Genomic DNA, 26,654 nt, shown 5'->3' with positions numbered 1-26,654 from the left:
GACCACGTAACGGTCCGGGCTCGCCGGGCCGGGGCGTTCGCCCGGATGGCGCATGATGTGGCGGGTGCAGAGTGCAGAACGCCCCGGAGCGGGCACCGACAGCCCCGTCGGCCGGTCCGGACCGGTCACGACGTCAGGCCCGCCGCCCGTCCCGCCCGCCGGCGGGGCCACCGTCCCCGTCGATCTGACCGAGGCGGTCCGGGCCGCGCAGGGCGGGGACGAGGAGGCCTTCCGGCTGCTGTTCCGCAGCGTGCAGCCGGGTCTGCTCCGCTACCTGCGGGTGCTGGTCGGCGGGCGGCCCGAGGACGCCCAGGACGCCGAGGACATCGCCTCCGAGGCCTGGCTGCAGATCGCCCGGGACCTCGGCTCCTTCTCCGGCGACGGCGACGGCTTCCGCGGCTGGGCCGCGACCGTCGCCCGCAACCGGGCCCTGGACCACCTGCGGGCCCGCCGCCGCCGTCCGGTCGCCGACCTGCCCTTCGAGTACCTGTCCGAGCTGGCCGCCGGCGACGACACGGCCGGGGCGGCGCTCGCCTCCGTCGGCACCTCGGACGCGCTGGCGCTGATCTCCCGGCTGCCCCGGGACCAGGCCGAGGCCGTGCTGCTCCGGGTGGTGATGGGGCTGGACGCGGAGAGCGCCGCCCAGGTGCTCGGCAAGCGCTCCGGCACCGTCCGGATGGCCGCGCACCGGGGGCTGAAGCGGCTCGCCAAGCTGCTGGAGCAGTCCTTCCCGGCGGGCGGCGGCGCGGGTGCGGCCGGCCCCGGCATCCCCGCCGCGCGGCCGGGCCGGGACGGCGAACCGGCCGGCGGCGGGACCGTCCGGCAGGGCCGCGGCAGATCCGCGAAAAAGAATTCTCCGCAGGGTGTGACAGAACGCCGGGCCGCGACGCTGAAGGACATGAGATGAGCACCAACCGATCCCGTCGGATCGACCGTGACACCGCCGAGCAACTGCTCGCCGGTGCCGTGGGCGGCCCGTCGGCCGGGCAGGACGCCTCGCTCACCGGCCCGGACGGCAGCACTGGGCGTACGGGGGTTGCCCGTGTGCTCGCCGCCGCCGCGGCTCCGGCGACGCGGGACGACCTGGCCGGGGAGGAAGCGGCCCTGGCCGCGTTCCGGGAGGCCCGTCTCGCGCCCGTCCCAGCAGTAGCCGCCGCACCCGCACCCGTCCGGAGACGATCGATGGCCACCGCCACGCTGACCAGGGCCTTCAGTACGAAGGCCGCTGCCGTCGTGCTCGGTGCCACGGCGCTCGGCGGGGTCGCGGTCGCGGCCGGGACGGGCAATCTGCCATCGGCGCTGGGAGGCGGTTCGGACGAGCCGCACCGGGGTGCGCTCGCCCCGGTCGCGTCCGCCCCGCCGTCCACCCCGGCGCAGCGCTCCGGCGGGCGGACGGCCGCGCCGTTCACCACCGGCGGTCCGTCCGGCAGCGCGTCCGGCGCTCCGTCGGGCGGTTCGGCAGGCGCGGATCCGACCACCGTCGATCCGTCCGCCTCTCCGGCCCGGCCGCGGGAGACGCCCTCCCGCACCCCGGGGGAGGGCAAGGGTTCGGCGAACCCCGGTGCGCACGCCGCGCTCTGCAAGGCGTTCACCGACAAGGCGGGCAAGGGCGATCGCACGCGCCCGCCGGCCACCGACCCCCAGTTCGGCGCGCTGATCACGGAGGCGGGCGGGCCGGACAAGGTGGAGGAGTACTGCGCGCGGATACTTCGCGGCGCGGGCGACGACGACCACCAGGGCGGTCCCGGCTCCGGGCCCGCCAGGCCGGGCGGCGGTTCCGGCTCGGGCGGCAGCAGCCCGGGTGGCAACAACCAGGGCGGCAACAACCAGAGCGGCAGCAGCCAGGGCTCCGTCGGCCCCGGACCGGGCACCGGTGGCGACGGGGACGGCGGCTCCGGCCGCGCCTCGAAGGCCGCCACCGCACCGCCGACACCGCTGACACCGCCCGCACCGGCCACGTCCGGACGGCCGAAGACCGACCGCACCGACAGACCGGACGACACCTCGGCCGAGCAGAGGTGACCCAGATCTCCGGATGAGCGGCGAGCAAATCCCCCCGGGCCCGTCGCTCATCCGGACAGTTCCACCCCGCAGGACCCCGCTCCACCACGAAGACCGCAAGACCGCAAGACCGCAGTGACCGCAGGACCGCAGTACCCCGCTCCACCCGAGGACCCCGGGTGGCCGGTCGGCCCCCCCGTGCCCACCGTCCACCCGGTCGGCCCGACCGGACCGGCAGGCGCACCCCCCGGACGCGCCGCCGGTCCGGACGGGCCGGGCCCTCTCCGGCCCGTCCGCCCGCAGTCCGGACGGACCGGAGACCCCGCCGGCCCGCCCGCCCGCAGTCAGGGCGGGCCGGCACCGCTCGACCGGCCGCACCGCAGCGATCGTGACCGACCCCCGGTCACGACCACGAGCCGGCGGTCGGGGATCCGCTGCCCGGTTCCCCGGCCGCCTCCCCCCTTTCCGGCCTTTCCGGCCGGCCGTCGGCAGCCGGGCCGGTCACGCCCGGGGGCTATCGTGCACAGGTGCACGAGGCGGTCCGGGACCCCGGGCAGGGCTTCTGAGGGGAGCGGTTCCAGGTGATCGGACGCGCGCTGAACGGGCGCTACGAGCTCGTCGAGACCATCGGCGTCGGCGGCATGGCCACCGTCTGGCGCGGGGTGGACCACGTGCTGGGCCGCCAGGTGGCCGTCAAGGTCCTCAACGGGGGCCTCGCCGACGACCCGCGGTTCGCCGAGCGGTTCGGCCGCGAGGCGCAGCACGCCGCCATGCTGGTCCACCCGAGGATCGTCATGGTCTTCGACTCCGGTGTCGACCAGGGCTCGCCGTACATCGTGATGGAGCTGGTGCAGGGCCGGTCGCTGGCCGCGCTGCTGGCCCAGCGGCCCGGCCTGTCGGTCGAGCAGGCGGTCGGGATCGCGGCCGCCGTCTGCGAGGGGCTGGCCCACGCGCACGCGGCGGGCCTGGTGCACCGGGACATCAAGCCCGGCAACATCATGATCACCCACGACGGCGGGGTGAAGGTCGTCGACTTCGGCATCGCCCGCGCGGGCTCCTCGCACAACCTGACCCAGACCGCCTCGGTGCTCGGCACCGCCGCCTACCTGTCGCCCGAGCAGGCCACCGCGAGCCCGCTGGACGGCCGCACCGACCTCTACGCGGTCGGCTGCGTGCTCACCGAGATGCTCACCGGCGCCCCGCCGTTCACCGCCGAGACCCCGGTGGCGATCGCCTACAAGCACGTCGGGGAGCTGCCGCTGCCGCCCTCCGCGCGGCGCCCCGGTGTCTCGCCCGCCCTGGACGCGGCGGTGCTGCGGCTGCTCGCCAAGCACCCGGCCGACCGTCCGGCGGACGCCGCGGCGGCCCGGGCCGAACTGCTCGCCTGCGTCCCGGGGCTGATACCCGCCGACCCGACCACCGAGCTGCTCGCCGCCGCCTTCCCCCAGGCTGCACCGGCACCGGTCGACCAGCGGCACACCACCCTCCTGCCGCACGGGCCGGTGCCGTCCGCGCCGCCGGCGGCCACCTCGGTGATGGCGCCGGTCCCGGGCGGGGGCCCGTTCCCGAAGCCGGAGTCCGAGCCGGTGCGGGAGAGCCGGCGCAGGCCGATCGTGCTCGGGGCGCTCGGCCTGGCCGGTGTGGCCGGGGCCGCGATGCTCGCCCTGACCGCCTTCGACGACGCGTCCGCCCCCTCCACGGCGCCGTCCACCAGGCCCACCGCGAGCGCCCCGGTCGGCACCGCCCCGGCGCCCACCCCCACGCCGACACCGACCCCGTCGGCCACCGCCCCGTCCGCCGCCCCGGCGCCGACGGCCGCCCCCACCACGCCGGCGCCGCACAACCAGACCCCGCTGGTCCAGCTCAACGCCCTGCGGCAGAGCGTCGCGCAGACCCAGGTGGAGAAGGACCGCGCCCACCAGGTCGAACTCCTCCGCACCCTCGACGAGGCCACCGCCAAGCTCAACGAGGGCCAGCCCGACGACGCCGCGGACAAGCTGAAGAGCGCCCAGCGCACCGTCCGCGACCTCGCCAAGCGCCACGCCGTCGACGGCCAGACCTCGCAGAACTGGAACTCCCGCCTGTCGTCCCTCATCACCAGCCTCAACGCCGCCGCCGACCGGGACGACTGACCGCCCCGCAGGCGGGGGTTTGAAGACGGACCCTAGCGCCGGCCAGGAGACGGTCAGGCGCCGAGGAAGCGCTGGAGCTCGTCCAGGAGGTAGTTGGCGCCGGTGTAGCCGATGCCCTGGAACCACAGTTGGTCGTCGACGGGGAAGGCGCGGTGGGCCTTGACGGCCTCCAGGGCCTGCCAGGCGGGGCTCGCGAGGGTGGCGGTGAGCCCGTTGCGGGCCGGGTCGCCGTAGCCGGCGTAGAGCAGCAGGTCGCCGTCGGCCCTGGCCAGCTGGTCGGGCGGCACCTCCAGGTCGGACTGGTCGACGTTCTGGGCGTCCGGGCGGGGCACGCCGGCGTCGGCGAGGACGGTGCCGGGGAAGCTCTGCCGCCCGTAGAGGCGGATCCCGCCGCCCTCGACGAAGCGGACCAGGCTGACCTTGCGCCCGCCCGCCCGGGCGTTCGCGAGGGCGGTGACCACCTGGTTGACGTGCCGCTGGTACGAGGCCGCGAACGCCGCCGCGGCGTCCTGCCGGCCGAGTGCCTCGGCGTGGGTCTGCACGTTGGCCTTCCAGGGCGCGCCGGTGGTCGCGGTGAGGACGGTCGGGGCGATCGCCCGCAGGTCCTCGTAGCGGCCGCCGTCGCGGGCCTGGTTGGACAGGATGAGGTCGGGGCGCAGGGCGCGGACCGCGGCGAGGTCCGGGGCCCCGATCGGCCCGACGTATGCGACCGGGGCGAGCCGGGAGGCGGGCCAGTAGTCGGGGAAGGCCCGGTCCGCCGCGGCCCGGGCGGCGCCGACCGGGGTGATGCCGAGGGTGAGCGCGGAGTCCAGCTCGGCGGTGTCCAGGGCGACGACCCGCATCGGCGCACCGGGCACGGTGACCGGGCCGGTGGCGGTGCTCACGGTGACGCTCGGCAGCGGGCCGGGGGTGGGCGGTTCGGCGGAGGCCGGGAGGTCCGCCGGCGGGGGCGCGGGGTGCCGGGCGGTGCAGCCGGTGAGCGCGGCGCCCCCGAGCCCGCCCAGCGCGGTCAGCAGGGTGCGGCGGGTGATCGGGGACATCGGCACCTCGGACGGCTCGGACGGCGCGGACGGGTGGAGAGCAGACGGTAGCGCGTCGATTATGTCCGAATTGGTGCGTAAAACAATGGCTATGCGTCCGTCTTGGCCGCCCACGGCGCGCCCGGCACCACCAACGGCGTGCCCGTCACCGGGTCCGGCACCACCACCGACGCCAGCCCGAACACCTCGCGCACCAGCTCCGCCGTCACCACCTCCGCCGGCGGTCCCTGCGCGACGATCCGCCCGTCCTTCATCGCCACCAGGTGGTCGGCGTACCGGGCCGCCTGGTTGAGGTCGTGCAGCACCGCGACGACCGTCCGCCCGCGCTCCACGTTCAGCCGGCGCACCAGGTCCAGCACCTCCACCTGGTGCGCGATGTCCAGGAAGGTGGTCGGCTCGTCGAGCAGCAGGATGTCGGTGCCCTGGGCGAGCGCCATGGCGATCCAGACCCGCTGCCGCTGCCCGCCGGACAGCTCGTCCACGCCGCGCTCGGCGAGGTCGGCGGTCGAGGTGCGCTCCAGCGCCTCGGCGACCGCCGCCTCGTCCGCCGCGGACCACTGCTGCCACCAGCTCTGGTGCGGCTGGCGGCCGCGCGACACCAGGTCGGCCACCGCGATGCCCTCGGGGGCGGTCGGCGACTGCGGCAGCAGCCCGATCCGCCGGGCGATCCGCTTGGTGGGGACGCGGGCCAGCTCCTCGCCGTCCAGCAGCACCGCGCCGCGGGTCGGCTTCAGCAGCCGGCCCAGCGCGCGCAGCAGGGTGGACTTGCCGCAGGCGTTCGGCCCGACGATCACGGTGACCCGGCCGTCCGGGATCCGCAGGTCGAGCCCCTCGGCGACGGTGCGCGCCTCGTAGGCGAGAGTCAGGCCCCGCGCCTCCAGGCGGTGGGCGGGCACCTGGTCGACGGTCTTGGCGCTGGCGGACTCGGTGTCGACGGACTCGGCGTCGGCGGGCATCGGGACCTCCACGACTCAGGAACCTCCTCGGCGGGAGCGGATCAGCAGCCACATCAGGTACGGCGCGCCGACCAGCCCGGTCACCACGCCGACCGGCAGCTCGGTGGGCGCCAGCAGCCGGCGGGCCAGCAGGTCGGCCAGGACGACGACCAGCGCGCCGGTGAACGCCGAGCAGAGCAGCGGGACCTGCGCAGAGCGGGCCAGCCGCACGGCGATCTGCGGGGCCATCAGCGCCACGAAGTCCACCGGCCCGGCCGCGCCCGCCGCGCAGGAGGCGAGCACCACGCCGAGCAGCGCCATGCCGAGCCGGATCCGGTCCAGCCGCAGCCCCAGGCCGACGGCGGTGGCGTCGTCGAAGGAGATCGAGCGCTGGGCCCGGGCCGCCCACAGGGCCACCGGCGCGGCGGCCAGCAGCACCCAGGCGAGCCAGCCGGCCTGGTCGTACCCGGAGCCGTTCAGGCTGCCGGTCATCCACACCTTGGCGGCCTGCGCCTGGAAGCCGTCGCCCTTGGTCAGGAACACCGAGGTCAGCGAGGAGAGCGCGACGGAGATGCCGATGCCGACCAGCACGAAGCGCTGGGCGTGCAGCCCGCGCCGCCAGGCCAGCAGGTACACCAGCAGGCCGGCCACCAGCCCGCCCGCGACGGCCGCGTACGGCACCTGGCCGGTGGAGCCGACCACGCCGTAGGCCAGCAGGCCGACCACGGTGGCGGTGGCGCCCCAGGAGACGCCGACCACGTCGGGGCTGGCCAGCGGGTTGCGGGCGACGGTCTGGATCAGCGCCCCGGCCAGCCCGAGCGCGGTGCCGACCAGCAGGCCGACCACCACCCGGGGCAGCCGGAACTCGCCGACCACCAGCTCGTGCGGACTCGGCTGCCCGAGCACCACCTTGAGCACCTCGCCGGGCGAGACGGTGGACTCGCCCAGGCAGAGCGAGGCGACGACGGTGGCGGCCAGCGCCACCAGCAGGCCGAGCGCGGCGAGCGCCGAGCGCCGGTGCAGCAGGAAGGAGGCCCGCCCGGCGCGCAGCACGGTGTAGCCGCGGAGAGCGACCGTACTCATGCCGCCACCACCCTGCGCCGCCGCACCAGGGCGACCAGCACCGGGACGCCGACCAGGGCGGTCATCACCCCGGCCGGCACCTCGGAGGGCGGGAAGAGCACGCGGCCGAGCGTGTCGGCGAGCAGCAGCAGCGCGGGGCCGAGTACGGCGGACAGGGCCAGCACCCAGCGGTGGCCGGCACCCGCCACCGCGCGGGCGGCGTGCGGCACGGCCAGGCCGACGAAGGCGACCGGACCGGCCGCCGCGACCGCCGAGCCGGTCAGCACGGTGGCGCCGAGCGCGCCGACCACCCGGACCGGTCCGGTCTTCGCGCCGAGCCCCTTGGCGGTGTCGTCGCCGAGCGCCAGCGCGTCCAACCCGCGCGCCACCGAGAACACCAGCACCGTGCCGACGGCCAGGAACGGCAGCAGCTGCCAGGCGACGTCCGCGGTGCGGCCGGAGAGCGAGCCGACGTGCCAGAACCGGAACTGGTCCATGGTGGCCGCGTCGGTGGTGAGCACCAGGGTGTTGAGCGAGGCGATGAACGCGGAGATCGCCGAGCCGGCCAGCGCCAGCTTGATCGGGGTGGCCCCGCCCCGGCCGCGCCCGGCCAGCCCGTACACCAGGCCGGTGGCGAGCACCGCGCCCGCGAAGCCGAACCAGACGTACCCGGTGAGGGTGGAGATCCCGAACGCCGAGATCGCCACGACCACGCCGGCCGCCGCGCCCTGGCTGACGCCGAGGATGCCGGGGTCGGCGATCGGGTTGCGGGTGATGCCCTGCATGACGGTGCCGGCGAGGCCGAGCGCCGCGCCGACCGCGAGGCCGACCACCGTGCGCGGCAGCCGCAGTTCGCGGATCACCACGGCGTTGGTGGTGTCCCCGCCGTGCAGCAGGGCGTCGACGGTGTCGCCGAACGGGACGGTGCGGCTGCCGACCGCCAGACTCAGCAGCACCGCACCGGCCAGGAGGGCCAGCGCGGCGGCGAGCCACAGTATCCGGCGGCGCAGCAGGCGGGCTCTGCCGGGCGCGGTGGTGTCGGTCATGGCTCTCTCTCGCAGATAGCTCAGGTAAACCTAAGTTCCACGCCGAAGCCGGGGCAAATCACTCCGCCGGGTGGGAGATCGGGCGGGACACCGGGCGCGACGGCGGGCGGCGGGCCGGTCGGAGCGGGCTCGGGCCGGGGCGGGCGGTCCCGGCGGAGACCGGTTGGATAGCCTGACGGTATGCCTGCGACCTCGAACGTCCCGCTGACCGTGGGTTTCGACCTCGACATGACGCTGCTGGACACCCGGCCCGGTATCCGGGCCACCTACCTGGCACTCTCCGCCGAGACCGGGACCGCCATCGACGCCGACCTGGTGGTCAACCGGCTCGGGCCGCCGCTCCTCGACGAACTGCGCAACTGGTTCCCGGCGGAGGGTCTTGACGAGGTCGCCCACCGCTACCGCACGCTCTACCGGGAGTACGCCGTCGCGCCGACGGTCGCCCTGCCGGGCGCACACGCCGCGCTGGACGCGGTCCGCGCGCACGGCGGCCGGGTCGCGGTGATCACCGGCAAGTACGAGCCGAACGCCCGGCTCCACCTGGAGCACGCGGGGATGCGCGCGGACGCGCTGGTCGGCGATCTCTGGGCGGAGAGGAAGGGCGACGCGCTGCGCGAGCACGGCGCCACCGTCTACGTCGGCGACCACCTCGGGGACATCCGGGGCGCCCGGCACGCGGACGCGGTCGCGGTCGGGGTGGCCACCGGTCCGTACGGGGCCGAGGAACTGCTGGCGGCCGGCGCGGACGTCGTGCTGCCCGACCTCACCGCCTTCCCGGCCTGGCTCGCCGGGCACCTCGCCGCCCGCTGAAGCCTGCCGTATGCGGTAGGTGTGGCCGTCAGGCGTCGGCGCGGGCCCGGCGCCGCTGGGCGCGGGCGGAGAGCAGCAGGCCGGTCAGGGCCAGCAGGAAGCCCAGCGGCATCAGCATGCTCAGCCAGTACGCGGCCGTCGGCAGCGGCGTCAGGTGCAGGAACAGCGGGACGAAGGTGACGAGCGTGGCGAGCGCGCCGAGCCCGAAGACGATCGTTCCGGTCTTGACGTAGACGTCGGCGCGGTCGGCGCTCTGGCTGCTCACGGGGCTTGCTCCTCTGCGGCGGGTTCGGCCGGGACGGCGGGCCCGGCGGACGCCCCAGTCTCGCAGAGCCGCCCGGGGGCGGGTCGGCCGCGGTCCCGCCGGGGCGCCCGGCATCCCCTCACGATCCCTTCGCGGGCGAGCGGTCCGTCACGTTGCGCAGTTTTCCGGGCGCTGGGAGTTTCGATCCCTGCTGGGCGGGGGTATGCAGGCTGTGCCGAGGGGTGCGATCAGTGCGCCCCGTTCTCTCCGACCGGAGGTGTGTGCCTGTGGACAGCGTCGAGCCGCGCCCCGGCCATGCCGATTCCGGATCGCGCGTGGCCGCCGGAGCTCCGTACGGACCTTGCGCGGAACGCGGATGAGACAGTGACGGACCGTTAGTCTGCTCCTGACAACGTGCTGATCGTGCACGCCCCGCAGGGCGTGCCCCCGGATCGGCCCGTACTTCCACCACCACCCAGTGATCCCCGGCCAGGGCCGGGATCCCTCACACCCACATCGAGGACTGTTCGAGATGCCCACCGGCCAGGTCAAGTGGTTCAACGAGACGAAGGGCTTCGGCTTCCTGTCGCGGGACGACGGCGGCGATGTCTTCGTCCACACCAAGGCGCTGCCCGCCGGAATCACGTCGCTGAAGCCGGGCCAGCGGGTCGAGTTCGGCGTGGTCGCCGGACACCGGGGCGACCAGGCGATGCAGGTCCAGCTGCTGGACGCGCTGCCGTCGGTGGCCGCCGCCCAGCGCAAGAGCCCGGACGACATGGCGGCACTCGTGCAGGACCTCATCACGATGATGGACGCGGTACTGCCGGGCCTCCAGCACGGCCGCTACCCGGCCAAGCCGGCCGGGCAGAAGCTCGCCGTACTGCTGCGCGGGGTCGCCGAGCAGTTCGACGTCTAGCCGCGCGTAGCCGCTCGGCGAGGCCGGGCGGGCGCTCAGAAGTCCAGCGCACCCGGGTCGAGCGGGGGCACCAGCCCCTCTGCGGCGGCCCGGGTGAGCAGCGCGCGGACGGCCGCGTACCCCTCCTCGCCGAGGTCCGCGGTGAACTCGTTGACGTACAGGGCGATGTGCTGGTCGGCGACGTCCGGGTCCATCTCCTGGGCGTGCTCCAGCACGTACCCGCGGCTGGCCTCCGGGTCGTCCCAGGCCTGGCGGACGGAGGCGCGGACGGCCTCGGTGAGCGCCCGCAGCCGCTCCGCGCCGAGCGAACGGCGGGCGATGATCGCGCCGAGCGGGATCGGCAGACCGGTCTCCCGCTCCCAGGCCTCGCCCATGTCGGCCAGGCTGCGCAGCCCGTAGTTCCGGTAGGTGAACCGGGCCTCGTGGATGACCAGGCCGGCGTCCACCCGGCCGTCCCGGACGGCGGGCATGATCTCGTGGAACGGCAGCACCACGACCCGGCCCAGACCGCCCGGCACCGCCTTCGCCGCCCACAGCCGGAACAGCAGGTACGCGGTGGACCGCTCGGAGGGGACGGCGACGGTCTTCCCGCTCAGGTCGTCCCCGCTGTCCGGGCGGGTCAGCACCAGCGGGCCGCAGCCGCGCCCGAGCGCCCCGCCGCACGGCAGCAGGGTGTACTCGTCCAGCACCCAGGGCAGGGCGGCGTAGCTGACCTTGAGCACGTCCAGCTCGCCGCGCTCGGCCAGGCCGTTGGTGACGTCGATGTCGGCGAAGGTGACCTCGGGGGCGTCCGCGCCCGGGACCAGGCCGTGCGACCAGGCGTGGAAGACGAAGGTGTCGTTGGGACAGGGCGAGTAGGCGATGCTCAGCCGTTCAGCCACGGCCGGCCTCCTTCGGCGCTCGGCGCGGTCCGGGCGGTTCGGCCCGGTGGGAATGCGGCGGCTCGGACGCCGCAGGCTCGGACGTCGGCGACCCGGTGGCCGCCAGGGCCAGGGCCAGGGCCGGGTACGGCAGTGCGGCGAAGGCCCGCTCCAGCGCGCCCAGCGCCTCGCCGATCCGCCAGGCGGTCCGGTCGCGCGGGCCCACCGGGTTGGAGACGGTGCGCAGCTCGAACGCCGGCACCCCGTGCCGGTCGGCGGCCTCGGCGACCCCGAAGCCCTCCATCGCCTCGGCCACCGCGTCCGGGTGGCGGGCGGTCAGGGCGGCGGCGCGCCCGGCGCTGCCGGTCACCGTCGAGACGGTCAGCACCGTGCCGGTGGCGACGGGGCCCGCCCCGGCGGCCCGCAGGGCCTCGGCGGCGAGTGCCACGGCGGCCGGCGCCGGGGTGTGCCGGACGGTCCCGAAGCCCAGCTCGGTGACGTCGGCGAAGCCCTCGGGGGTCTCGGCGCCGAGGTCGGCGGCGACGATCCCGGTGGCGAGCACGGTCGCGCCGATCGGCGCCCGCGGGGCGAAGCCGCCGGCGATCCCGGCGGAGACCACCAGGTCGTACCGGGCGGCGGTGAGCGCGGTGGCAGCGGCCGCCGCCGCGGCGCCCGGGCCGACCCCGCCGGCCAGCACGTCCACCGTCGCTCCGCAGGGGAGCGCGACCCGGTCCAGCGCGCCGCCCGGCAGCGGCACCCGCTCAGCGGCGGCGCCCAGGCCGCCCAGGCCGCGCAGCACGGCGTCGGCCTCGGCCGGCACCGCGACGACGACGAGCAGCCGGGCCCGCGCGGGGCCCGGCTGCTCGTCGGGGAGTCGTACCGGCACCGGACGACCGTCAGCTGTCCTGGGTGTTCAGCTCGAAGTACCACACGCCGTAGATCGCGTCCGGCTGCTTCGGGTCGCTCTCCACCACGGTGACCAGGGTCTTGCCCGAGGCGTTGAGCGCCTTGGCGGCCGGCACGGAGCCCGAGTAGGTGGCGTCCTTGGCCGCCGAGGCCAGGATGAACCGGCCGCCCTGGCCCTGCTGGCCGCCGTTGGTGTTGGCCCACCAGCCGCGGTCGGCCACGTCCGGGCTGACACCGACGCCGATCCGGTCGCTCATGGTCACGTCGGACTTGGGCAGGGTGCCCGCGTCCAGCGCCTTGCCGGCCCTGTCCTGGCACTCTTCCTGCTGCTCGTCGGTCAGCGGCTTGCCACCGTTGAAGCAGAAGGGGTCCTTGACCGTCGAGGAGTTCCCGACCACCAGGGTGACGCGGTGGTCGCTGATCTCGTGCTGGTCGGACGCGAAGGCGATGGACCCGCCGACCGTGCCGGCGGCGATGACGACGACGGCGCCGAGGCCGGCGATGACGCGGGTACTGAGGCTCATGCGTCAGAGGCTACCGGGCTTTGGCGATCACGCTACGCGGGGGTCGGCCACCGCGTGTTGTGCCCCGGAGCGGGCCGGCCGGCGCCCGGCGGGAGCCGCTACGCCACCCGGGGCGAGGCCGGACGGTGGCGCACACCCACCCGTAGGAGCGAGCGGAACGTCCACAGCAGCACCGCGCCGAGCACCGCGGCGGCCACCGAGAGGCCCAGCGCGCCGTTCAGCGGCAGCAGGATGCCGACCGCGCCGCCCGCCACCCAGGCGAGCTGGAGCACCGTCTCCGAGCGGGCGAAGGCCGAGGTCCGCACCGACTCGGGCACGTCCCGCTGGATCAGCGCGTCCAGCGACAGCTTGCCCAGCGAGGCCGCCATCCCGGCCGTGCAGGCCACCGCCACCACCGTGAACGTGCCGTACCAGAGCGCGGCGGCGGCCGTGGCGCAGCCGGCCAGCAGCAGCATCGCGGTGACGGTCACCTCCGGGCCGCGGGTGCGCCGCCAGGAGCCGAGCAGCGAACCGAGCGCGTTGCCGGTCCCCGCGGCCAGCGCCACCACGCCGAGCGCGAGGGTCGGCTGCAGGCCGCCGATCGGCTCCTCGCGGAGCAGGAACGCCAGGAACATCACCAGGAAGCCGACCAGCCAGCGCATCGCCGCCATCGCGCGCAGCGCCAGGATCACCGACGGGCCGACGGTGCGCAGCGAGGCCTTGGGGCGTTGCCCGGCGGACGGTTCGTCGGCCCGCCGCTCCGGAGCGCTCCGGACGTGCAGGACGCCGTGATGGCCCGGCGGGTGCTCCTCGGCGTGCAGCACGGCGCGCTGCTCGCCCTTGGCCGAGTCGACGGCGTGCGGCAGGTGGAAGGCCATCAGGGTGCCGGCGACGAACACCAGGAAGGCCCCGCGCAGCGGCCAGCCGGGACCGATCAGGTGCAGCAGCCCGCCCACCCCGGCCGCGACCATGGTGGCCAGCAGCCCGGCCAGGGTGACCCGGGAGTTCGCCTTCACCAGGGACAGCCGGCTGGGCAGCAGCCGGGGCACCACGACGCTGCGCACCACCCCGTACGCCTTGGACGCGACCAGCACGCCGAGCGCCTCCGGGTAGAGCGCCAGGCCGCCGCCGGACACCACGCCGGCCATGGTCCAGGCGAGTACCGCGCGGGCCAGCATCGACATCGCCATCGCGGCCCGGCGGCCGTGCGGGAGGCGGTCCAGCAGCGGGCCGATCACCGGGGCCAGCACGGCGAACGGCGCCATGGTGACGAGCAGGTAGAGGCCCACCCGGCCGCGGGCCTCGCCGGTCGGTACGGAGAAGAAGATGGTGGAGGCGAGCGCCACGGTGATGAGCATGTCGCCGAAGGCGTTCAGCGCGTGCAGCTCGATCAGCTTGGCCAGACCCGACTCGCCGGCGCCCTCGGCGGAGGTGGCCCGGCGGATCCGGCGGCCGGTGCCGTGCACCACTTTGCCGGTGCGGGAGCCGGCGGCGGAGGCGGTGCGGACCAGGAAGTGCCGGCGGGGCTCCTCGTCCTCCTCACCCTCCGCGTCGAGGGCGTCCCCGGCGTCGAGAGCGTCGCGAATGTCGAGGGCGTCGGGCCCGTCGCGATCGTCTGAGCCGTCGGGCGGGCCGACAGGCTCGGCGGCGGCGGGCAGTGACGAGGGGTCCACCGACCGCGGTTCACCCGCAGCGTGGACCGGGGGCTGCTGTCGCGGCACGGCGTTCGCCTCGTCGGGGCTGCCGGCCTGCGAGGCACGCAGTGCGTGCTGCGACGGTTTCTCGTCCGCCACAAGCCCATCCTGCCCCAGATTCGCGACGGCGACGCGGGATTCCGCTCCGCGCCGCGCGAGCGGGGGCCGCCGTTCCCCTTCCGGACGCTCCGGATCCACTCCGGAACGCCCCGGACTGTGCCCCGCGGTCGACCGACGGGTAGCCTGCGCAGGGCGCCCGACGACCCGACCCGGCGCCGGCGGACCTGACGAGCGGCGCGGCCGGTATCCGCGGCAGGCCGCGGTCGCGCAGAATGGATGAGGGAACCGAGCCGCGACGGAACAGGCGACTCGCCGTGAGCGACAGAAGAAATGGGAGAGAATCGACGCCGTGAGTGCAGCGATGCGAAGCCGTACCCCTGATCGGCTCTGTGCCGAGGCCGTCGAACTCGCCCGCCAGGCCGCCGAGGAGGCCGTCGGGGCCGAGACCGTCGGAGCGCACCTGGGTGTCCAGGCCGACGCCGACCGTGTCGTCACCCACACCTTCGAGTGCCTGGACGCGGCGTACCGGGGCTGGCACTGGGCGGTCACCGTCGCCCGCGCCCCCCGCGCGAAGAACGTGACACTGGACGAGGTCGTGCTGCTCCCGGGCGCCGACGCGATCCTCGCCCCGCAGTGGGTGCCGTGGAGCGAGCGGCTGCGCCCGGGCGACATGGGCCCCGGCGACCTGCTCCCCACCGACGCCGACGACGTGCGCCTCGAACCGGGCTGGACCGGCGAGGACGAGCCCGCGCCGAACTCCGCGGTGGCCCAGGCCGCCCAGGAGGACGTGCTGGTCAGTGACGACCCGGACGTCCAGCCGGCCCCGGTCCGCGCCCAGATCAAGGCCCTCGCCGACGAGCTGGGCATGGGCCGCAGCCGGGTGCTCTCCCGGCTGGGCCTGCACCTGGCCGCCGACCGCTGGGAGAAGGCCCACGGCGCGCAGACGCCGATGGCGCAGGCCGCCCCGGCCGCCTGCAACAGCTGCGGCTTCCTGATCCCGATCGGCGGCACGCTGGGCCAGGCCTTCGGCGTCTGCGGCAACGAGTTCGGACCGGCCGACGGCCAGATCGTCTCCTTCGCGTACGGCTGCGGCGGGCACTCCGAGGCGGCCGTCATCCCGGCGCCGCCCGCGCCGGCCGCGCTGATCCTGGACGAGCTGGTGGTCGAGCCGCTGACGCTGCACCCGGACCGGCTCTCCGGCTCGGTCGAGCCGGACGCCCCCACCGAGGAGCTCGGCCACTCCTGAGGCCCGCGCACCCGCCCGGCGGGCCGTCCCACTCCGGTGGGGCGGGCCGCCGTCGTTCCCGGCCGCCGCCCGGTCGCAGCGGAGTGGGACGGGGGCGTGTCCGGCGCGGTCCCCCCGGCAGGGAAGAATGCCCCTCGTAGGGCACAACAGGGCGGCGGAAGGTGGCAGGTCCAGTGGAACCTCGGATCATCGGCAGCGGCACGGACGAGCACCTCGCGGACCCCTTCGGCAGTGCCGAACTGCGCCGCCGGGTGCTGGACGCCTGGGCCGCCTCCCCGGCCCGGTTCCGGGAGGACGCCAACGCCGAGGAGGAGCTGGCCCTCGGCGGCTACCGCGACCGGCTGGTCGTCGAGCTGGCGCAGAACGCCGCCGACGCCGCCGTCCGGGCCGGCCGCGGCCCGGGCCGCCTGCGGCTCACCCTGGCGGACGGCGTGCTGGCCGCCGCGAACACCGGTGCGCCGCTGGACGCCGCGGCCGTCGAGTCGCTGTCCACCCTGCGCGCCTCCTCCAAGCGCGGCGACCGGGACACCACCGTCGGCCGGTTCGGCGTGGGCTTCGCCGCAGTGCTCGCGGTCACCGACGAACCCGCCGTGCTCGGCGCGGCCGGCGGGGTGCGCTGGTCGCTCGGCGAGGCCAGGTCGCTCGCCGAGGCACAGCCCGCGCTCGTCGAGGAGCTGCGCCGCCGGGACGGCCACGTGCCGCTGCTGCGGCTGCCGTTCGCCGCCGAGGGCCCGGCGCCCGAGGGGTACGACACGGTGGTGGTGCTGCCGCTGCGCGACGCCGCCGCCGAGGACCTCACCCGCCGGCTGCTGGCCGGCATCGACGACGCGCTGCTGCTCACCCTGCCCGGCCTGGCCGAGGTGGTGGTGGAGACTGCGGACGGCACCCGGACGCTGACCCGCTCGGCCGCCGAGCCGCGCTGGGACGGCGGCACCGGGCGGGCCCGGGCCGAGACGCCGCTCCAGAACGGCCTGGAGGAGGGCCCGGAGGCGGGCCGGCCGGGGGCGGCGGTCACCGAGGTCACCGTCACCGACGACGCGGGCGGCCAGCTGCGGCGCACCGTCTGGCAGACCGTCGGGGCGGCCGGCCCGCTCGCCGTCGAGCTGCTCGCCGACCGGCCCACCGAGGAGCGCACCCGCCCCTACTGGACGGTGACCTGGGCGGTGCCGGTCTCCGACGAGGGCGACCCGCAGCGGCCCGCGATCACCCCGGTGCTGCACGCGCCGACCCCGAGCGACGAGCCGCTCGACCTGCCCGCGCTGCTGATCGCCTCCTACCCGCTGGACTCCACCCGCCGGCACGTCGCCCCCGGCCCGCTCGCCGACTTCGTCACCGAGCGCGCCGCCGACGCCTACGCCGAACTGCTGCGCGCCCGCGGCGGCGACCTCGGCTCGCTCGGCCTGGTACCCGGCCCGCTCGGCCGGGGCCCGCTGGACAACGCGCTGCGCGCCGCCGTGCTCTCCCGGCTGCCCGGCACGCCGTTCCTGCCGCACCCGGCGCCGGTCGAGGAGGGCACGCCCGCGCTGCGGCCCCGGGACGCCACGCTGCTGGAGGGCGCGGACGGCTCGGTGGTCGAGGCGCTGGCGCCGATCTTCCCCGGCCTGCTGCCGGCCGGCCTGGAACGCCGCACCGAGCTGCGGGTGCTGAACGTGCGCCGGGTCCCGCTCGCCGAGGTGGTCGACCAGCTGGGCGGCCTGGACCGGGAGCCGGCCTGGTGGCGGAACCTGTACGCGGCGCTCGGCGGCGCCGATCCGGAGGCGCTCGGCGCGCTGCCGGTGCCGCTCGCCGACGGGCGGACGGTCACCGGCCCGCGCCGGGTCCTGCTGCCCTCCGACGACGCCGACTGGGCGGCCTTCCCCGGCTACCCCGAGTCGCTGGCCGGCGCGCTCGCCGTGCTCGATCTGCGGCTCGCCCACCCGGAGGCCGCCCACCCGCTGCTGGCCAAGCTGGGCGCGGGCGCGGCCACCCCGGCGGGGGTGCTGGACACGCCCGAGGTGCGGGCCGCCGTCGCCCGCTCCTACGAGCTGGCCGAGGACGACCCGGACGCCGCCGCCGACCTCGCCGAGGCCGTCCTGTCGCTCGTCAAAGCGGCCGCCCCGGCGCCCGGCGAGCACCCCTGGCTGGCCCGGCTGGCCCTGCTCGACGACGAGGGCGAGCCCGCCCGCGCCGGTGAACTCCTGCTCCCCGACAGCCCGTTCGCCGAGGTGGCGCGGGAGGACGACGCCGCCTGGGTGGACGAGGAGCTGCTGGAGCGCTGGGGTCCGGAGGTGCTCGCCGCGGTCGGCGCGCTCGCCGACTTCGTGCTGGTCCGGGCCGAGGACGTCGTGCTCGACCCGGACGACCTGGAGCGGCTCGACCCCACCGCGCCCGCCGACCGGGCGGTCGGCGGCCACCCCACCGGGCTGATCGACGAGGCGCCGGACGGCCTGGCCGAGTGGGCCGAGGACGCGCTGGAGGCCCTGCACGCCGACGACGCCGACGCGCTGGGCGTCCCGCCGGTCGCCGCCGAACTGCTCGTCGTCCGCGATCTGGACCTGGTGGACGACGACGCCTGGCCGCAGGCGCTGGCCGCGCTGGCCCGCCCGCCGTACCGGGACGCGGTGGTCACTCCCGTCCGCACCCTGCTGCCGGACGGCTCGTACACCGACCTGCCGCCGTACACCGCCTGGTGGCTGCGCGACCACCCGGTGCTGGACGGCCGCGAGCCCGCCGGTCTGCGCGCGGCCGGCGCCGACCCGCTGCTGCGCGGCCTGTACGAGGAGGCCCGCACCACGCTGGACGAGCAGTTCCTGCACGCGCTGGGCGTCCGCACCACGCTGACCGCGCTGCTCGCCGAGCCGCACGGGCCGGACGAGGTGCTGGACCGGCTCACCGATCCGGCCGCCGAGATCGGGCACCGTCAACTGCACGGCATCCACAGCGCGCTGGCCCGGGTCGAGCTGGACCGGCTGGAGCCGCTGGACGTGGTCCGGGCGGTGCCGCCGCTGGACCGCGAAACCGGCCGCCGGCCGGACCGCACGGTGGTGGTGGACGCCACCGAGGCGGTCGTCGCGGACGCCCCCGACCTGGTCGAGCTGCTGCACGACCACCCGCTGCTGCCGGTCGCCCCGGCGCTCGCCGCAGACCTCGCCGAGCGGCTGCACGTCTCGCTGGCCAGCGAGGTGGCGGGCGGCCGGGTGCTCTCCCAGGGCGCGCTGCACCGGGTGCCGGCCGTGGTGCGGGAGCTGCTGCCCGGCTGCCCGGTGGCGTACGAGGAGCACGAGGAGCTGCTGGTGGTCGGCCCGGACGGGGAGGAGGCCGCCGTGGACTGGCGCTGGGACACCGCGGCGGAGACCCCGGAGGCGCCGTACGACCCGGAGACGGCCGAGGAGGCCGACGAGGACGACGAGTTCGAGCTGCCCCCGGTGCCCGGACTGCTGCACGCCGCCACCCCGGAGGGGCTGGCCGCCGGGCTGGCCTGGTCGGTCGGGCAGTGGCACCGCCGGTTCGAGGTGCTGGCCGCGCTCAGCGAACCGGACCGGGCCTACGAGCTGTCCGCCGCCCGGGACTTCGAGGGCTGACCGCCGCCGCGTCCCGGCACCCGCCCCGGTGGTTCAGGAGCGGGTGCCGGAGCGGGTCCGGCCGCGGGCGATCAGCCGTAGGTAGATCGCGAGCGTGCTCATCACCCAGGTGGCGGTGAGCACGGCCGCCACCGCCTTGTGGAGCAGCGGCCCGGCGTCGATCCCCGCGAGCGCGCCGGCCCCCACCAGGGCCAGGGCCAGCAGTCCGGTGGCCAGCAGTCCGCCCAGGAAGGCCGTGAAGGCCTCCAACTCCCCGCCCCTGCGCGCCATCGCGGTACCCCCCTGTCGTCCTGGTCCGTCGTCCTGGTCCGTCGTCCGGGCCGTGGGTCAATCATCGAGTCGGCGCCGCATGATGCGCCAGACCACCTCCAGCACCAGCCCGGCGGTCACCGCGATGCCCACGCCGATCCACGGGTCCCGGGTGCCGGACAGCGAGAGCTGGAAGAAGTCGGAGAGCCACGGCACGGTCAGCACCAGCGCGAACGCCCCGCACATCGTCCCGATCAGCAGCAGCCGCCACCAGTTGTACGGGCGGGCCACGATGGCCAGGACCCAGATCGCGACCAGGAAGAGCGTCAGGGTGGCCACGCTGGTGTCCGACTCCAGGTCGGTCGCGTGGTTGGCGCGGGCCAGCGCGTACGCGGTGAAGGTCGCCGTGCCGGCGATGACGCCGCCCGGGATCGCCAGCCGCAGCACCCGGCGGACGAAGCCGGTGCGGGCCCGCTCGTTGTTGGGCGCGAGGGCCAGGAAGAAGGCCGGCACACCGATCGTCAGGGTGGACAGCACGGTGGAGTGCCGGGGCAGGAACGGGTACGGCGAGTGGGTGAAGATCACCAGCAGCGCCAGCAGCACCGAGTAGACCGTCTTGACCAGGAACAGTCCGGCGACCCGCTCGATGTTGCCGATCACCCGGCGGCCCTCGGCGACCACCGAGGGCAGCACCGCGAAGGAGTTGTTCAGCAGCACGATCTGGGCGACCGCCTTGGTCGCGTCGCTGCCGCTGCCCATCGCCACGCCGATGTCCGCGTCCTTGAGCGCCAGGACGTCGTTGACGCCGTCGCCGGTCATCGCCACGGTGTGCCCGCGCGACTGCAGGGCGCCGACCAGCTCCCGCTTCTGCCGCGGGGTGACCCGGCCGAAGACGGCGGTGCGCTCGGCGGAGTCGGCGAGGGCCTGCGGCTCGGTGGGCAGGGTGCGGGCGTCCACCGGGTGGTCGGCGCCGGGCAGCCCGAGGTGGGCGGCGACCGCGCCGACCGAGACGGCCGCGTCGCCGGAGATCACCTTCGCCGCGACCTGCTGGCTCTCGAAGTAGCGCAGGGTGTCGGCGGCGTCGTCGCGCAGCCGCTGCTGGAGCACCACCAGGGCGAGCGGCCGCAGGTCGGCGGACGGGTCCGGGGCGTCCAGCGGGACGGGCGTGCGGCCGAGCAGCAGCACCCGCAGGCCCTGGGCGCCCAGCTCGTCGACCTCGGCCAGCGCCGGGTGGCCGGTCGGCAGCAGGACGTCGGGCGCGCCGAGCAGCCAGCTGGCCTCGCCGCCGCGCGGCTCCAGCAGCTGCGCACCGCTCCACTTGCGGGCGGAGGAGAACGGCATCGCCTCGATCACCCGCCAGCCGCCGCGGGCGCCGGGGGCGCCCCGGCCGTCGCCGTCGGGGCCGCCGCCGCCGTCCGGACGGGCGCCGTTCGGGCCGCTGGCGCCGGTGTCGAGGGCGGGCGTGTCGAGGGCGGTCGTGTCGCGGCCGTCGCCGTAGGCGTCGAGGACGGCCCGCATGGACGGGTTGGGGCGGGCGTCCGCACCGGCCATCACGGCCAGCGCCCGCACGACCGTCTCCTTGAGGCTGCCCCGGTCGTCGAGCGCGCCGCGCTCGTCCGCGGCCCCGCCGTCCTCGTCGCCGCCGATGATCCGCAGGTCGACGACGTCCATCCCGCCCTCGGTGAGGGTGCCGGTCTTGTCCAGGCAGACGGTGTCCACCCGGGCCAGGCCCTCGATCGCGGGCAGCTCCTGGACCAGGCACTGCCGGCGGCCCAGCCGGATCACCCCGATCGCGAAGGCCACCGAGGTCAGCAGCACCAGCCCCTCGGGGACCATCGGCACGATCCCGGCGATCATCCGGCGGACCGCCTCGCGCCAGTCCCGGCCCTCCACCGCCAGCTGGCTGATGATCAGGCCGATCGCGGTCGGGACCAGCAGCCAGGTGATGAACCGCAGGATGCTGTCGATGCCGCTGCGCAGCTCCGACCGCACCAGGGTGAACCGGCTGGCCTCCTCGGCCAGCTGCGCCGCGTACGCCTCGCGGCCCACCTTGGTGGCCGTGAAGGCGCCCGCGCCGGCCACCACGAAGCTGCCGGACATCACCTGGTCGCCGGGCTGCTTGAGTACCGGGTCCGGCTCGCCGGTGAGCAGCGACTCGTCGATCTCCAGGCCGTCCGCCTCGGTGACCTCGCCGTCGACGATCACCTTGTCGCCGATGCCGAGCAGCACGGTGTCGTCCAGCACGATCCCGCCGACGGCGATCTGCTGGGCCGCGCCGTCCCGGCGGACCTGGGGCCTGGCCTCGCCGATCAGCGCGAGGCTGTCCAGGGTCTTCTTGGCGCGCAGCTCCTGGATGATGCCGATCGCCGTGTTGGCGACGATGACCAGGCCGAAGAGGCCGTCCTGGAGCGGGCCGACGACCAGGATGATCCCGAACATCACGCCGATGATCGCGTTGAAGCGGGTGAAGACGTTGGCCCGGACGATCTCCCCGGTCGAGCGGCTGGAGCGGACCGGGACGTCGTTGACGTCGCCGCGGGTGACCCGTTCGGCCACCTCGGCGGCGGTCAGCCCGCCGCGCCGGCCGGGCAGCAGCCCGAGCGGATGGGCACCGTCGGGCTTCTCGCCGGCGGCCTGGGCCGCGGTCGGCCGGTCCTCGGCGGGCTGCGCAGGCTGCGTCATGGCACCGACTCTACGGGTGCCTTATGTCCGATGCGTGCTACTAAAGGGCTATTCAGTCCGACCGGGTGGCCGGGTCCGTACCGTCCCCGTCCGGGGCCGCGCGCGGGGTCCGTGGCGCGGTCTACGTGCCGGTCTGCGTGCCGGTCTGCGTCCCGGTCTGTGCCTCGGCCTGTGCCTCGGACGCCCGGCTGCGCGCGATGGCGTCCCGGCGGGCCCGGCAGTACCAGAGGCCGATCAGGCCCAGGCCGCCGCCGGCCAGGCAGATCCACGGCCAGTGGCCGTGGCCGTGGTCGGAGAGGGTGCCCCAGAAGGGGAGCAGGACGACGAACGCCACGAACCAGAGCACCGTGCCGCCGCCGACGATCGCGACGTCGTTGGCCTCCAGCGGCGGCGGGGAGGGGTGCGGGGGCGTCTTGGGCATGGGCCCTAGGGTACGGGTGCGGCGGCCGTTCGATCGATTCCCTGTGCGGACTGTCCGCGTCTGCCCCGGCCCGGAGCGGTCTACGCGCGAAGATAGCGGACGGGCATCGAGGTATTCATACTTATCTCTCCGGTCGGCCGCGGCATGCTCAGGGCATCGCGCTCCGTGCCCGTCCCGCCGGATCGCCCGGCCACTGTCGCTCCGGGCGGCTCCCTCCCCTCCTCCGCCCCCACAGAGGACGCAGCATGCCCGTGGCCCAGCCGACCACCGAGTCGCCCGAGCCCGCTCCGCCCGCCGGCGCGCCGACCCCCCCGACCGGCGCACTCGACCGCTACTTCCGGATCACCGAGCGCGGCTCCACGCTGCCGCGCGAGATCCGCGGCGGCGTCGCCACCTTCTTCACCATGGCGTACATCCTGGTGCTGAACCCGATCATCCTGGCCAGCGCCACGGACATGACCGGGGCCCACCTGGACAGCGCCCAGCTGGTCACCGCCACCGCGCTCACCGCCGGTCTGACCACGCTGCTCATGGGTGTGATCGGCAACGTCCCGATCGGCCTCGCCGCCGGACTCGGCGTCAACACCATCGTCGCCCTCCAGCTCGCGCCCAAGATGACCTGGCCGGACGCCATGGGCATGGTCGTGCTGGCCGGCTTCGCGATCATGATCCTGGTCGCCACCGGCCTGCGCGAGCGGGTGATGAACGCCGTCCCGCTCGGCCTGCGCAAGGCCATCGCGATCGGCATCGGCCTGTTCATCGGCCTGGTCGGCCTGGTGGACGCCGGCTTCGTCAGCCGGATCCCGGACGCCGCCCACACCACCGTGCCGGTCCAGCTCGGCACCGGCGGCCACCTGCTCGGCTGGCCGGTCCTGGTCTTCGTGCTCGGTCTGCTGCTGACGCTCGTCCTGATCGTCCGCAAGGTGCCCGGCGCGATCCTGGTCTCCATGGCGGTGATGACCGGGGTCGCCCTCGTCATCGACAAGCTCGCCGACATCCCCGCCCTCAACTGGGGCCTGACCGTCCCGACCTGGCCCGGCAACCCGGTCGCCGCCCCCGACTTCGGCCTGGTCGGCAAGGTCAGCCTGTTCGGCGGCTTCGAGAAGGTCGGCCTCCTCACCGGCGCCCTCTTCGTCTTCACCGTGCTGATGTCGTGCTTCTTCGACGCGATGGGCACCATCCTCGGCGTCGCCGACGAGGCCCACCTGCTGGACGCCAAGGGCGACCTGCCGGGCATCAACAAGGTGCTGATGATCGACGGCATCGCCACCGCGGCGGGCGGCGCGACCTCCTCCTCCGCCAACACCTGCTTCGTCGAGTCCACCGCCGGCGTCGGCGAGGGCGCCCGCACCGGCTTCGCCTCGGTCGTCACCGGCGCCCTCTTCGTGGTGGCCCTCTTCCTCACCCCGCTGGCCACCATGGTCCCCGCCCAGGCGGCCACCCCGGCCCTGGTCGCCGTCGGTTTCCTGATCCTGGCCAACTCGATCAAGGAGATCGACTGGGCCGACTACACGATCGCGATCCCGGCCTTCCTGACCATGATCCTGATGCCGTTCACCTACAGCATCACCAACGGCATCGGCTTCGGCTTCATCGCCTTCTGCGTCCTGCGCCTCGCCGCCGGCCGCGGCCGCGAGGTCCCGGTCGCGATGTACGCGGTTTCGGCGGTCTTCGCCTTCTACTACCTGATGCCGGCCCTCGGCCTGCTCTGAGGCCGGACACCGGCCGCTCCCGGGCCCTCCCCGCACAAGCGGGGAGGGCCCTTCGGCGTTCCCGGCGGCCCGCCTCGCCGGAGGCGCCGTCGGTCACTCGTCCACCGCCTCCCCGAACCGGGCCGCATCACCGATACTGGGGCTGACCACCGGGCGGAGGGTGTGATGGGTGTGAGAGAGCTGGACGGGGCCGACGGAGTGGACGGTGAGGTCCCGGCCGACCCGGAGGGGGAGCGGCTGGGGCAACGGATCGAGTTCCTGTTCACGTACGTGCAGCCGCTGGGGCGGCGGTACACCCTGCAGGAGGTGGTGGACGGGATCCGGGAGGCGGCCGGGCCCGGGGATTCGAAGGTGTCCGTCGGCCGGCTGTGGATGTTGGTCAAGGGGAAGGCCGGGAACCCGACCGTCGGCACGTTGCGGGCGCTGGGGGACTTCTTCGGTGTTCCGCAGGCCTACTTCATCGACGACGAGGTGGCGGACCGGGTGGTCGCACAGCTCTCGCTGATCGCCGCGATGCGGGCCAACGACGTCCGTTCGGTGGCGCTGCGGGCGGCCGCGGTCGCGACGCAGTCGGCGCAGGGCGTGGACATGGTCCGCTCACTGGTCGAGCGCAGCGGTGTGCTGGAGTCCGGTACGGGGGCGGCTGGTTCGCAAACGGAGCCGTAGCGCAAATCTGACGGTCCGTTGGATTAGACTCCGGGCGGGGGCGTGCGGGGGGGCCGCGCGAACGGGCTGTGCGGACCGTGGGGGCGCGCATGGAGCAACGGGAATGGCGTCGGTTCAAGGCTCGATGTGACGGGCTGATCGGGCAGTTGGATGTCGCCGGTCGGTTCGGGGTCGAGCAACTGGCGGACGCGGTGGCGAGACGGCGCGGGCGGCCGCTGCGGCTGATCCCGCTGCCCAAGGCGGACGCCGGCGGGTCCGGGATCTGCGGGGTCTGGCTCGCCCTCGGTGAGACCGACCACGTCTACTTCTCGGCGGTGACCAGCCCCGTCCACCAGAGCCACATCGTGCTGCACGAACTGGCTCACATCCTGCTGGACCACCGGCAGGAGGGCGAGCCCGACCCGGAGGCGTTGGGGGCGATCTTCCCGGACCTGGACCCCGCGATGGCTGCCCGGCTGCTGGCCCGGGATCGCACCAGGGCGACCGGCGGCCAGGAGCAGGAGGCCGAGTTGCTGGCCTCGCTGATGTGGCAGCACTTCGACACCGTGCCGGTCGCGCGCCCGGGTGCCTCCCGTGAGTCCGCCGAGGCGCTCTCCCTGGTGATGTGCACGTTCGTGGACGCCTATGAGTGGAGGGGTCCGGATGCGGCCGTTTGACCTGGTGGTGCTCCCGCCGGTGTGGCTGCTGACCCTGTTCGGCCTGCGCAGGCTGCGCACCGTGCCACGGCGCAACCGGCTGCTGTGGACGATCTGGGCCGGCTGGGCGCTGTCGATGACGCTCGGGGCACCCGCCGTCCGGCGGGTGGTCGACTCCGTGCTGGGCGTCGCGAGCGTCACCAATCTGCCGGTCCACCTGCTGGGGCTGGCCACGACGGCGGGCATGCTGGAGTTCGTCCGGGAGATCTCCGGGCGGGCACGGGGTCGGGCGTCGCGGGCGAACCTGGCCGGACTGGCGGTCGCCTCGGTCGCGCTGACGGTGGAGTTCGCCGTGATGCCGCGGCCGGACGGTGACGTCGACCTGCTGACGTACAGCCAGAACTCGTCGGCCGGCTACCTGTACTGGGCGCTGTTGACCGCCTACAGCGCGATGGGGATGGCGGCCTCCGCCTGGCTCTGCTGGATCCACGCCAGGCACGCCCTGCCCGGCCCGGCGCGGACCTCGCTGCTGCTGATGCGGGCGTCGACGCTGCTGGGAATCGTCTACCTCGGCCACCGCTTCCTCTATCTGACGTTCCATCAATTGGGTTGGAAGGGGCTGGAGCCGGCCGCCGTGGCGGGCACCACCCAGATACTGCTGGCCTTCACCCTGGTGCTGTTCGCGCTCGCGGTGGTCTGGCCCTCGCTGGCCGAGTACCGGAAGCGGCGCTCGGTGGGACGGCAGGCCGACCGGATCGCCCCGCTCTGGCGGCTGCTCCAGACCGCGACACCCGAAGTGGTGCTGCCGCTGCCCGAGGAACTCCGGCGGAACAACCCGCGGCTGCGGCTGTACCGGTACGTGATCGAGATCCGGGACAGCGTGCTCGCCCTGGAGGAGTACCTCGACGAGAGCCGGTCGGCTGCCGCGGCGGCGCGCTTGACCGCCGCCGGGGTGGCCGGCGACCTCTTGGCGCCCGCCGTCGAGGCGGTGCTGCTGCGCTATGCGGTCGCCGTCCGTTCGGTCGGCGGTCCGGGCGAGTGCGGTGGCCGGTCGGCGACCCAGGACCTGGTGGACCTCGAAGCCGAGATCCACTGGTTCGAGCAAGTGGCGGCGGCCGTGGAACTGTCCGTCGTGGCCGCCGTCGCCCGGGAGCTGGGCGGCGAGTCACCCGGCGCGTCGGTGGTCGGCGCGCCGGGTGACGGTGGAGCGGGCTCAGGCTGATGTGGTTAGCGGGGCTGGCCCCAGTCGATGGGGGTGATGAGGGTGCCGTCGT

At 75.3% G+C, this 26,654-nt stretch carries 23 protein-coding genes; 11 read left to right on the top strand and 12 right to left on the bottom strand.

Translation table 11 applies throughout. The features are described from left to right. The first annotated feature begins 55 nt into the window (after positions 1-55). The 3 genes from ACFP3U_RS11825 (at position 56) to ACFP3U_RS11815 (ending at position 4,133) form a co-directional block, all read left to right on the top strand. Positions 56-907: an RNA polymerase sigma factor gene (locus tag ACFP3U_RS11825; RefSeq protein ID WP_380225388.1), complete on the top strand. Its 852-nt coding sequence runs from the start codon at positions 56-58 to the stop codon at positions 905-907. Next, a complete protein-coding gene (locus ACFP3U_RS11820) occupies positions 904-2,022 on the top strand; it encodes a hypothetical protein (protein ID WP_380225333.1) in 1,119 nt (372 codons plus the stop codon). Before ACFP3U_RS11825 ends, ACFP3U_RS11820 begins: the two co-directional genes overlap by 4 nt. 560 nt (positions 2,023-2,582) lie before the next feature. Next, complete coding sequence (locus tag ACFP3U_RS11815; RefSeq protein ID WP_380225332.1) at positions 2,583-4,133, top strand: protein kinase domain-containing protein; 1,551 nt, start codon at positions 2,583-2,585, stop codon at positions 4,131-4,133. Positions 4,134-4,186: 53 nt separating this feature from the next. On the opposite strand, the gene ACFP3U_RS11810 is transcribed toward ACFP3U_RS11815, so the two are convergent. The 4 genes from ACFP3U_RS11810 to ACFP3U_RS11795 form a co-directional block, all read right to left on the bottom strand. Then, positions 4,187-5,173 (bottom strand): ABC transporter substrate-binding protein, encoded by a 987-nt coding sequence (locus ACFP3U_RS11810; protein ID WP_380225331.1) that lies wholly within the window; start codon positions 5,171-5,173, stop codon positions 4,187-4,189. 89 nt (positions 5,174-5,262) lie between these two features. Further along, complete coding sequence (locus ACFP3U_RS11805; RefSeq protein WP_380225330.1) at positions 5,263-6,141, bottom strand: ABC transporter ATP-binding protein; 879 nt, start codon at positions 6,139-6,141, stop codon at positions 5,263-5,265. Between the two features lie 3 nt (positions 6,142-6,144). After that, the gene (locus ACFP3U_RS11800; protein WP_380225329.1) at positions 6,145-7,191 is read right to left on the bottom strand and encodes a FecCD family ABC transporter permease; all 1,047 of its coding nucleotides are present in this window, start codon (positions 7,189-7,191) and stop codon (positions 6,145-6,147) included. Continuing rightward, positions 7,188-8,216: a FecCD family ABC transporter permease gene (locus ACFP3U_RS11795; protein ID WP_380225328.1), complete on the bottom strand. Its 1,029-nt coding sequence runs from the start codon at positions 8,214-8,216 to the stop codon at positions 7,188-7,190. Before ACFP3U_RS11795 ends, ACFP3U_RS11800 begins: the two co-directional genes overlap by 4 nt. Positions 8,217-8,396: 180 nt before the next feature. Between ACFP3U_RS11795 and ACFP3U_RS11790 the strand changes: the two genes are divergently transcribed. After that, positions 8,397-9,026, top strand: a complete 630-nt coding sequence (locus ACFP3U_RS11790) for an HAD family hydrolase (protein WP_380225327.1) — start codon at positions 8,397-8,399, stop codon at positions 9,024-9,026. A gap of 28 nt (positions 9,027-9,054) precedes the next feature. On the opposite strand, the gene ACFP3U_RS11785 is transcribed toward ACFP3U_RS11790, so the two are convergent. Next, positions 9,055-9,291 carry a hypothetical protein gene (locus ACFP3U_RS11785; RefSeq protein ID WP_380225326.1) on the bottom strand — a complete coding sequence of 79 codons (237 nt, stop codon included), beginning with the start codon at positions 9,289-9,291 and terminating at the stop codon, positions 9,055-9,057. 511 nt (positions 9,292-9,802) lie between these two features. Between ACFP3U_RS11785 and ACFP3U_RS11780 the strand changes: the two genes are divergently transcribed. Continuing rightward, complete coding sequence (locus ACFP3U_RS11780) at positions 9,803-10,186, top strand: cold-shock protein (RefSeq protein ID WP_030300727.1); 384 nt, start codon at positions 9,803-9,805, stop codon at positions 10,184-10,186. Positions 10,187-10,221: 35 nt separating this feature from the next. Here the strand turns inward: ACFP3U_RS11780 and ACFP3U_RS11775 are convergent, their stop codons facing one another. The 4 genes from ACFP3U_RS11775 to ACFP3U_RS11760 form a co-directional block, all read right to left on the bottom strand. Next, a complete protein-coding gene (locus tag ACFP3U_RS11775) occupies positions 10,222-11,067 on the bottom strand; it encodes a 1,4-dihydroxy-6-naphthoate synthase (protein ID WP_380225325.1) in 846 nt (281 codons plus the stop codon). Further along, complete coding sequence (locus ACFP3U_RS11770) at positions 11,060-11,932, bottom strand: futalosine hydrolase (RefSeq protein WP_380225324.1); 873 nt, start codon at positions 11,930-11,932, stop codon at positions 11,060-11,062. Before ACFP3U_RS11770 ends, ACFP3U_RS11775 begins: the two co-directional genes overlap by 8 nt. 10 nt (positions 11,933-11,942) lie before the next feature. Beyond that, entirely contained in the window at positions 11,943-12,476 is a 534-nt protein-coding gene (locus ACFP3U_RS11765; protein WP_380225323.1) for a hypothetical protein, read from the bottom strand. Between the two features lie 98 nt (positions 12,477-12,574). Continuing rightward, positions 12,575-13,966 (bottom strand): MFS transporter, encoded by a 1,392-nt coding sequence (locus ACFP3U_RS11760; protein WP_380225387.1) that lies wholly within the window; start codon positions 13,964-13,966, stop codon positions 12,575-12,577. A 604-nt stretch (positions 13,967-14,570) separates the two neighbouring features. On the opposite strand from ACFP3U_RS11760, the gene ACFP3U_RS11755 reads away from it, so the two are divergent. Both ACFP3U_RS11755 and ACFP3U_RS11750 read left to right on the top strand, forming a co-directional pair. Then, positions 14,571-15,455, top strand: a complete 885-nt coding sequence (locus tag ACFP3U_RS11755; RefSeq protein WP_380225386.1) for a DUF3027 domain-containing protein — start codon at positions 14,571-14,573, stop codon at positions 15,453-15,455. A 173-nt stretch (positions 15,456-15,628) separates the two neighbouring features. Beyond that, positions 15,629-19,015 (top strand): sacsin N-terminal ATP-binding-like domain-containing protein, encoded by a 3,387-nt coding sequence (locus ACFP3U_RS11750; protein ID WP_380225322.1) that lies wholly within the window; start codon positions 15,629-15,631, stop codon positions 19,013-19,015. Between the two features lie 33 nt (positions 19,016-19,048). On the opposite strand, the gene ACFP3U_RS11745 is transcribed toward ACFP3U_RS11750, so the two are convergent. The 3 genes from ACFP3U_RS11745 to ACFP3U_RS11735 all read right to left on the bottom strand — a co-directional run bounded on the left by ACFP3U_RS11745 (position 19,049) and on the right by ACFP3U_RS11735 (position 22,367). Beyond that, positions 19,049-19,285, bottom strand: a complete 237-nt coding sequence (locus ACFP3U_RS11745) for a hypothetical protein (protein WP_380225321.1) — start codon at positions 19,283-19,285, stop codon at positions 19,049-19,051. 57 nt (positions 19,286-19,342) lie between these two features. Beyond that, positions 19,343-21,946: an HAD-IC family P-type ATPase gene (locus ACFP3U_RS11740; RefSeq protein ID WP_380225320.1), complete on the bottom strand. Its 2,604-nt coding sequence runs from the start codon at positions 21,944-21,946 to the stop codon at positions 19,343-19,345. Between the two features lie 121 nt (positions 21,947-22,067). Then, entirely contained in the window at positions 22,068-22,367 is a 300-nt protein-coding gene (locus tag ACFP3U_RS11735) for a DUF2530 domain-containing protein (protein ID WP_380225319.1), read from the bottom strand. Between the two features lie 245 nt (positions 22,368-22,612). On the opposite strand from ACFP3U_RS11735, the gene ACFP3U_RS11730 reads away from it, so the two are divergent. The 4 genes from ACFP3U_RS11730 (at position 22,613) to ACFP3U_RS11715 (ending at position 26,602) form a co-directional block, all read left to right on the top strand. Continuing rightward, positions 22,613-24,079 carry an NCS2 family permease gene (locus ACFP3U_RS11730; RefSeq protein ID WP_380225317.1) on the top strand — a complete coding sequence of 489 codons (1,467 nt, stop codon included), beginning with the start codon at positions 22,613-22,615 and terminating at the stop codon, positions 24,077-24,079. Positions 24,080-24,244: 165 nt separating this feature from the next. Then, positions 24,245-24,745, top strand: coding sequence for a hypothetical protein (locus ACFP3U_RS11725; RefSeq protein WP_380225316.1), 501 nt, complete (start codon positions 24,245-24,247; stop codon positions 24,743-24,745). An 89-nt stretch (positions 24,746-24,834) separates the two neighbouring features. Continuing rightward, complete coding sequence (locus ACFP3U_RS11720; protein WP_380225315.1) at positions 24,835-25,401, top strand: hypothetical protein; 567 nt, start codon at positions 24,835-24,837, stop codon at positions 25,399-25,401. Next, on the top strand, positions 25,388-26,602 hold the full coding sequence (locus ACFP3U_RS11715) for an MAB_1171c family putative transporter (RefSeq protein WP_380225314.1): 1,215 nt from the start codon (positions 25,388-25,390) through the stop codon (positions 26,600-26,602). Before ACFP3U_RS11720 ends, ACFP3U_RS11715 begins: the two co-directional genes overlap by 14 nt. The last annotated feature ends 52 nt before the right edge of the window (positions 26,603-26,654 follow it).

The organism is Kitasatospora misakiensis (assembly GCF_042656005.1).
In the GTDB taxonomy this organism is placed as follows: Bacteria; Actinomycetota; Actinomycetes; order Streptomycetales; family Streptomycetaceae; genus Kitasatospora; species Kitasatospora misakiensis.
The sequence above is the reverse complement of the archived record's forward strand: the minus strand, read 5'-3'. Positions and strand labels throughout refer to the sequence as shown.

What these genes read in the sequence shown, in the direction of transcription:
- ACFP3U_RS11745 (WP_380225321.1), bottom strand. Translation starts at nt 19,285, where the DNA reads ATGGCGCGCAGGGGCGGGGAGTTGGAGGCCTTCACGGCCTTCCTGGGC.
- ACFP3U_RS11765 (WP_380225323.1), bottom strand. Translation starts at nt 12,476, where the DNA reads ATGAGCCTCAGTACCCGCGTCATCGCCGGCCTCGGCGCCGTCGTCGTC.
- ACFP3U_RS11780 (WP_030300727.1), top strand. Translation starts at nt 9,803, where the DNA reads ATGCCCACCGGCCAGGTCAAGTGGTTCAACGAGACGAAGGGCTTCGGC.
- ACFP3U_RS11825 (WP_380225388.1), top strand. Translation starts at nt 56, where the DNA reads ATGTGGCGGGTGCAGAGTGCAGAACGCCCCGGAGCGGGCACCGACAGC.
- ACFP3U_RS11810 (WP_380225331.1), bottom strand. Translation starts at nt 5,173, where the DNA reads ATGTCCCCGATCACCCGCCGCACCCTGCTGACCGCGCTGGGCGGGCTC.
- ACFP3U_RS11735 (WP_380225319.1), bottom strand. Translation starts at nt 22,367, where the DNA reads ATGCCCAAGACGCCCCCGCACCCCTCCCCGCCGCCGCTGGAGGCCAAC.
- ACFP3U_RS11740 (WP_380225320.1), bottom strand. Translation starts at nt 21,946, where the DNA reads ATGACGCAGCCTGCGCAGCCCGCCGAGGACCGGCCGACCGCGGCCCAG.
- ACFP3U_RS11725 (WP_380225316.1), top strand. Translation starts at nt 24,245, where the DNA reads ATGGGTGTGAGAGAGCTGGACGGGGCCGACGGAGTGGACGGTGAGGTC.
- ACFP3U_RS11730 (WP_380225317.1), top strand. Translation starts at nt 22,613, where the DNA reads ATGCCCGTGGCCCAGCCGACCACCGAGTCGCCCGAGCCCGCTCCGCCC.
- ACFP3U_RS11790 (WP_380225327.1), top strand. Translation starts at nt 8,397, where the DNA reads ATGCCTGCGACCTCGAACGTCCCGCTGACCGTGGGTTTCGACCTCGAC.
- ACFP3U_RS11800 (WP_380225329.1), bottom strand. Translation starts at nt 7,191, where the DNA reads ATGAGTACGGTCGCTCTCCGCGGCTACACCGTGCTGCGCGCCGGGCGG.
- ACFP3U_RS11720 (WP_380225315.1), top strand. Translation starts at nt 24,835, where the DNA reads ATGGAGCAACGGGAATGGCGTCGGTTCAAGGCTCGATGTGACGGGCTG.
- ACFP3U_RS11755 (WP_380225386.1), top strand. Translation starts at nt 14,571, where the DNA reads ATGCGAAGCCGTACCCCTGATCGGCTCTGTGCCGAGGCCGTCGAACTC.
- ACFP3U_RS11795 (WP_380225328.1), bottom strand. Translation starts at nt 8,216, where the DNA reads ATGACCGACACCACCGCGCCCGGCAGAGCCCGCCTGCTGCGCCGCCGG.
- ACFP3U_RS11715 (WP_380225314.1), top strand. Translation starts at nt 25,388, where the DNA reads ATGCGGCCGTTTGACCTGGTGGTGCTCCCGCCGGTGTGGCTGCTGACC.
- ACFP3U_RS11820 (WP_380225333.1), top strand. Translation starts at nt 904, where the DNA reads ATGAGCACCAACCGATCCCGTCGGATCGACCGTGACACCGCCGAGCAA.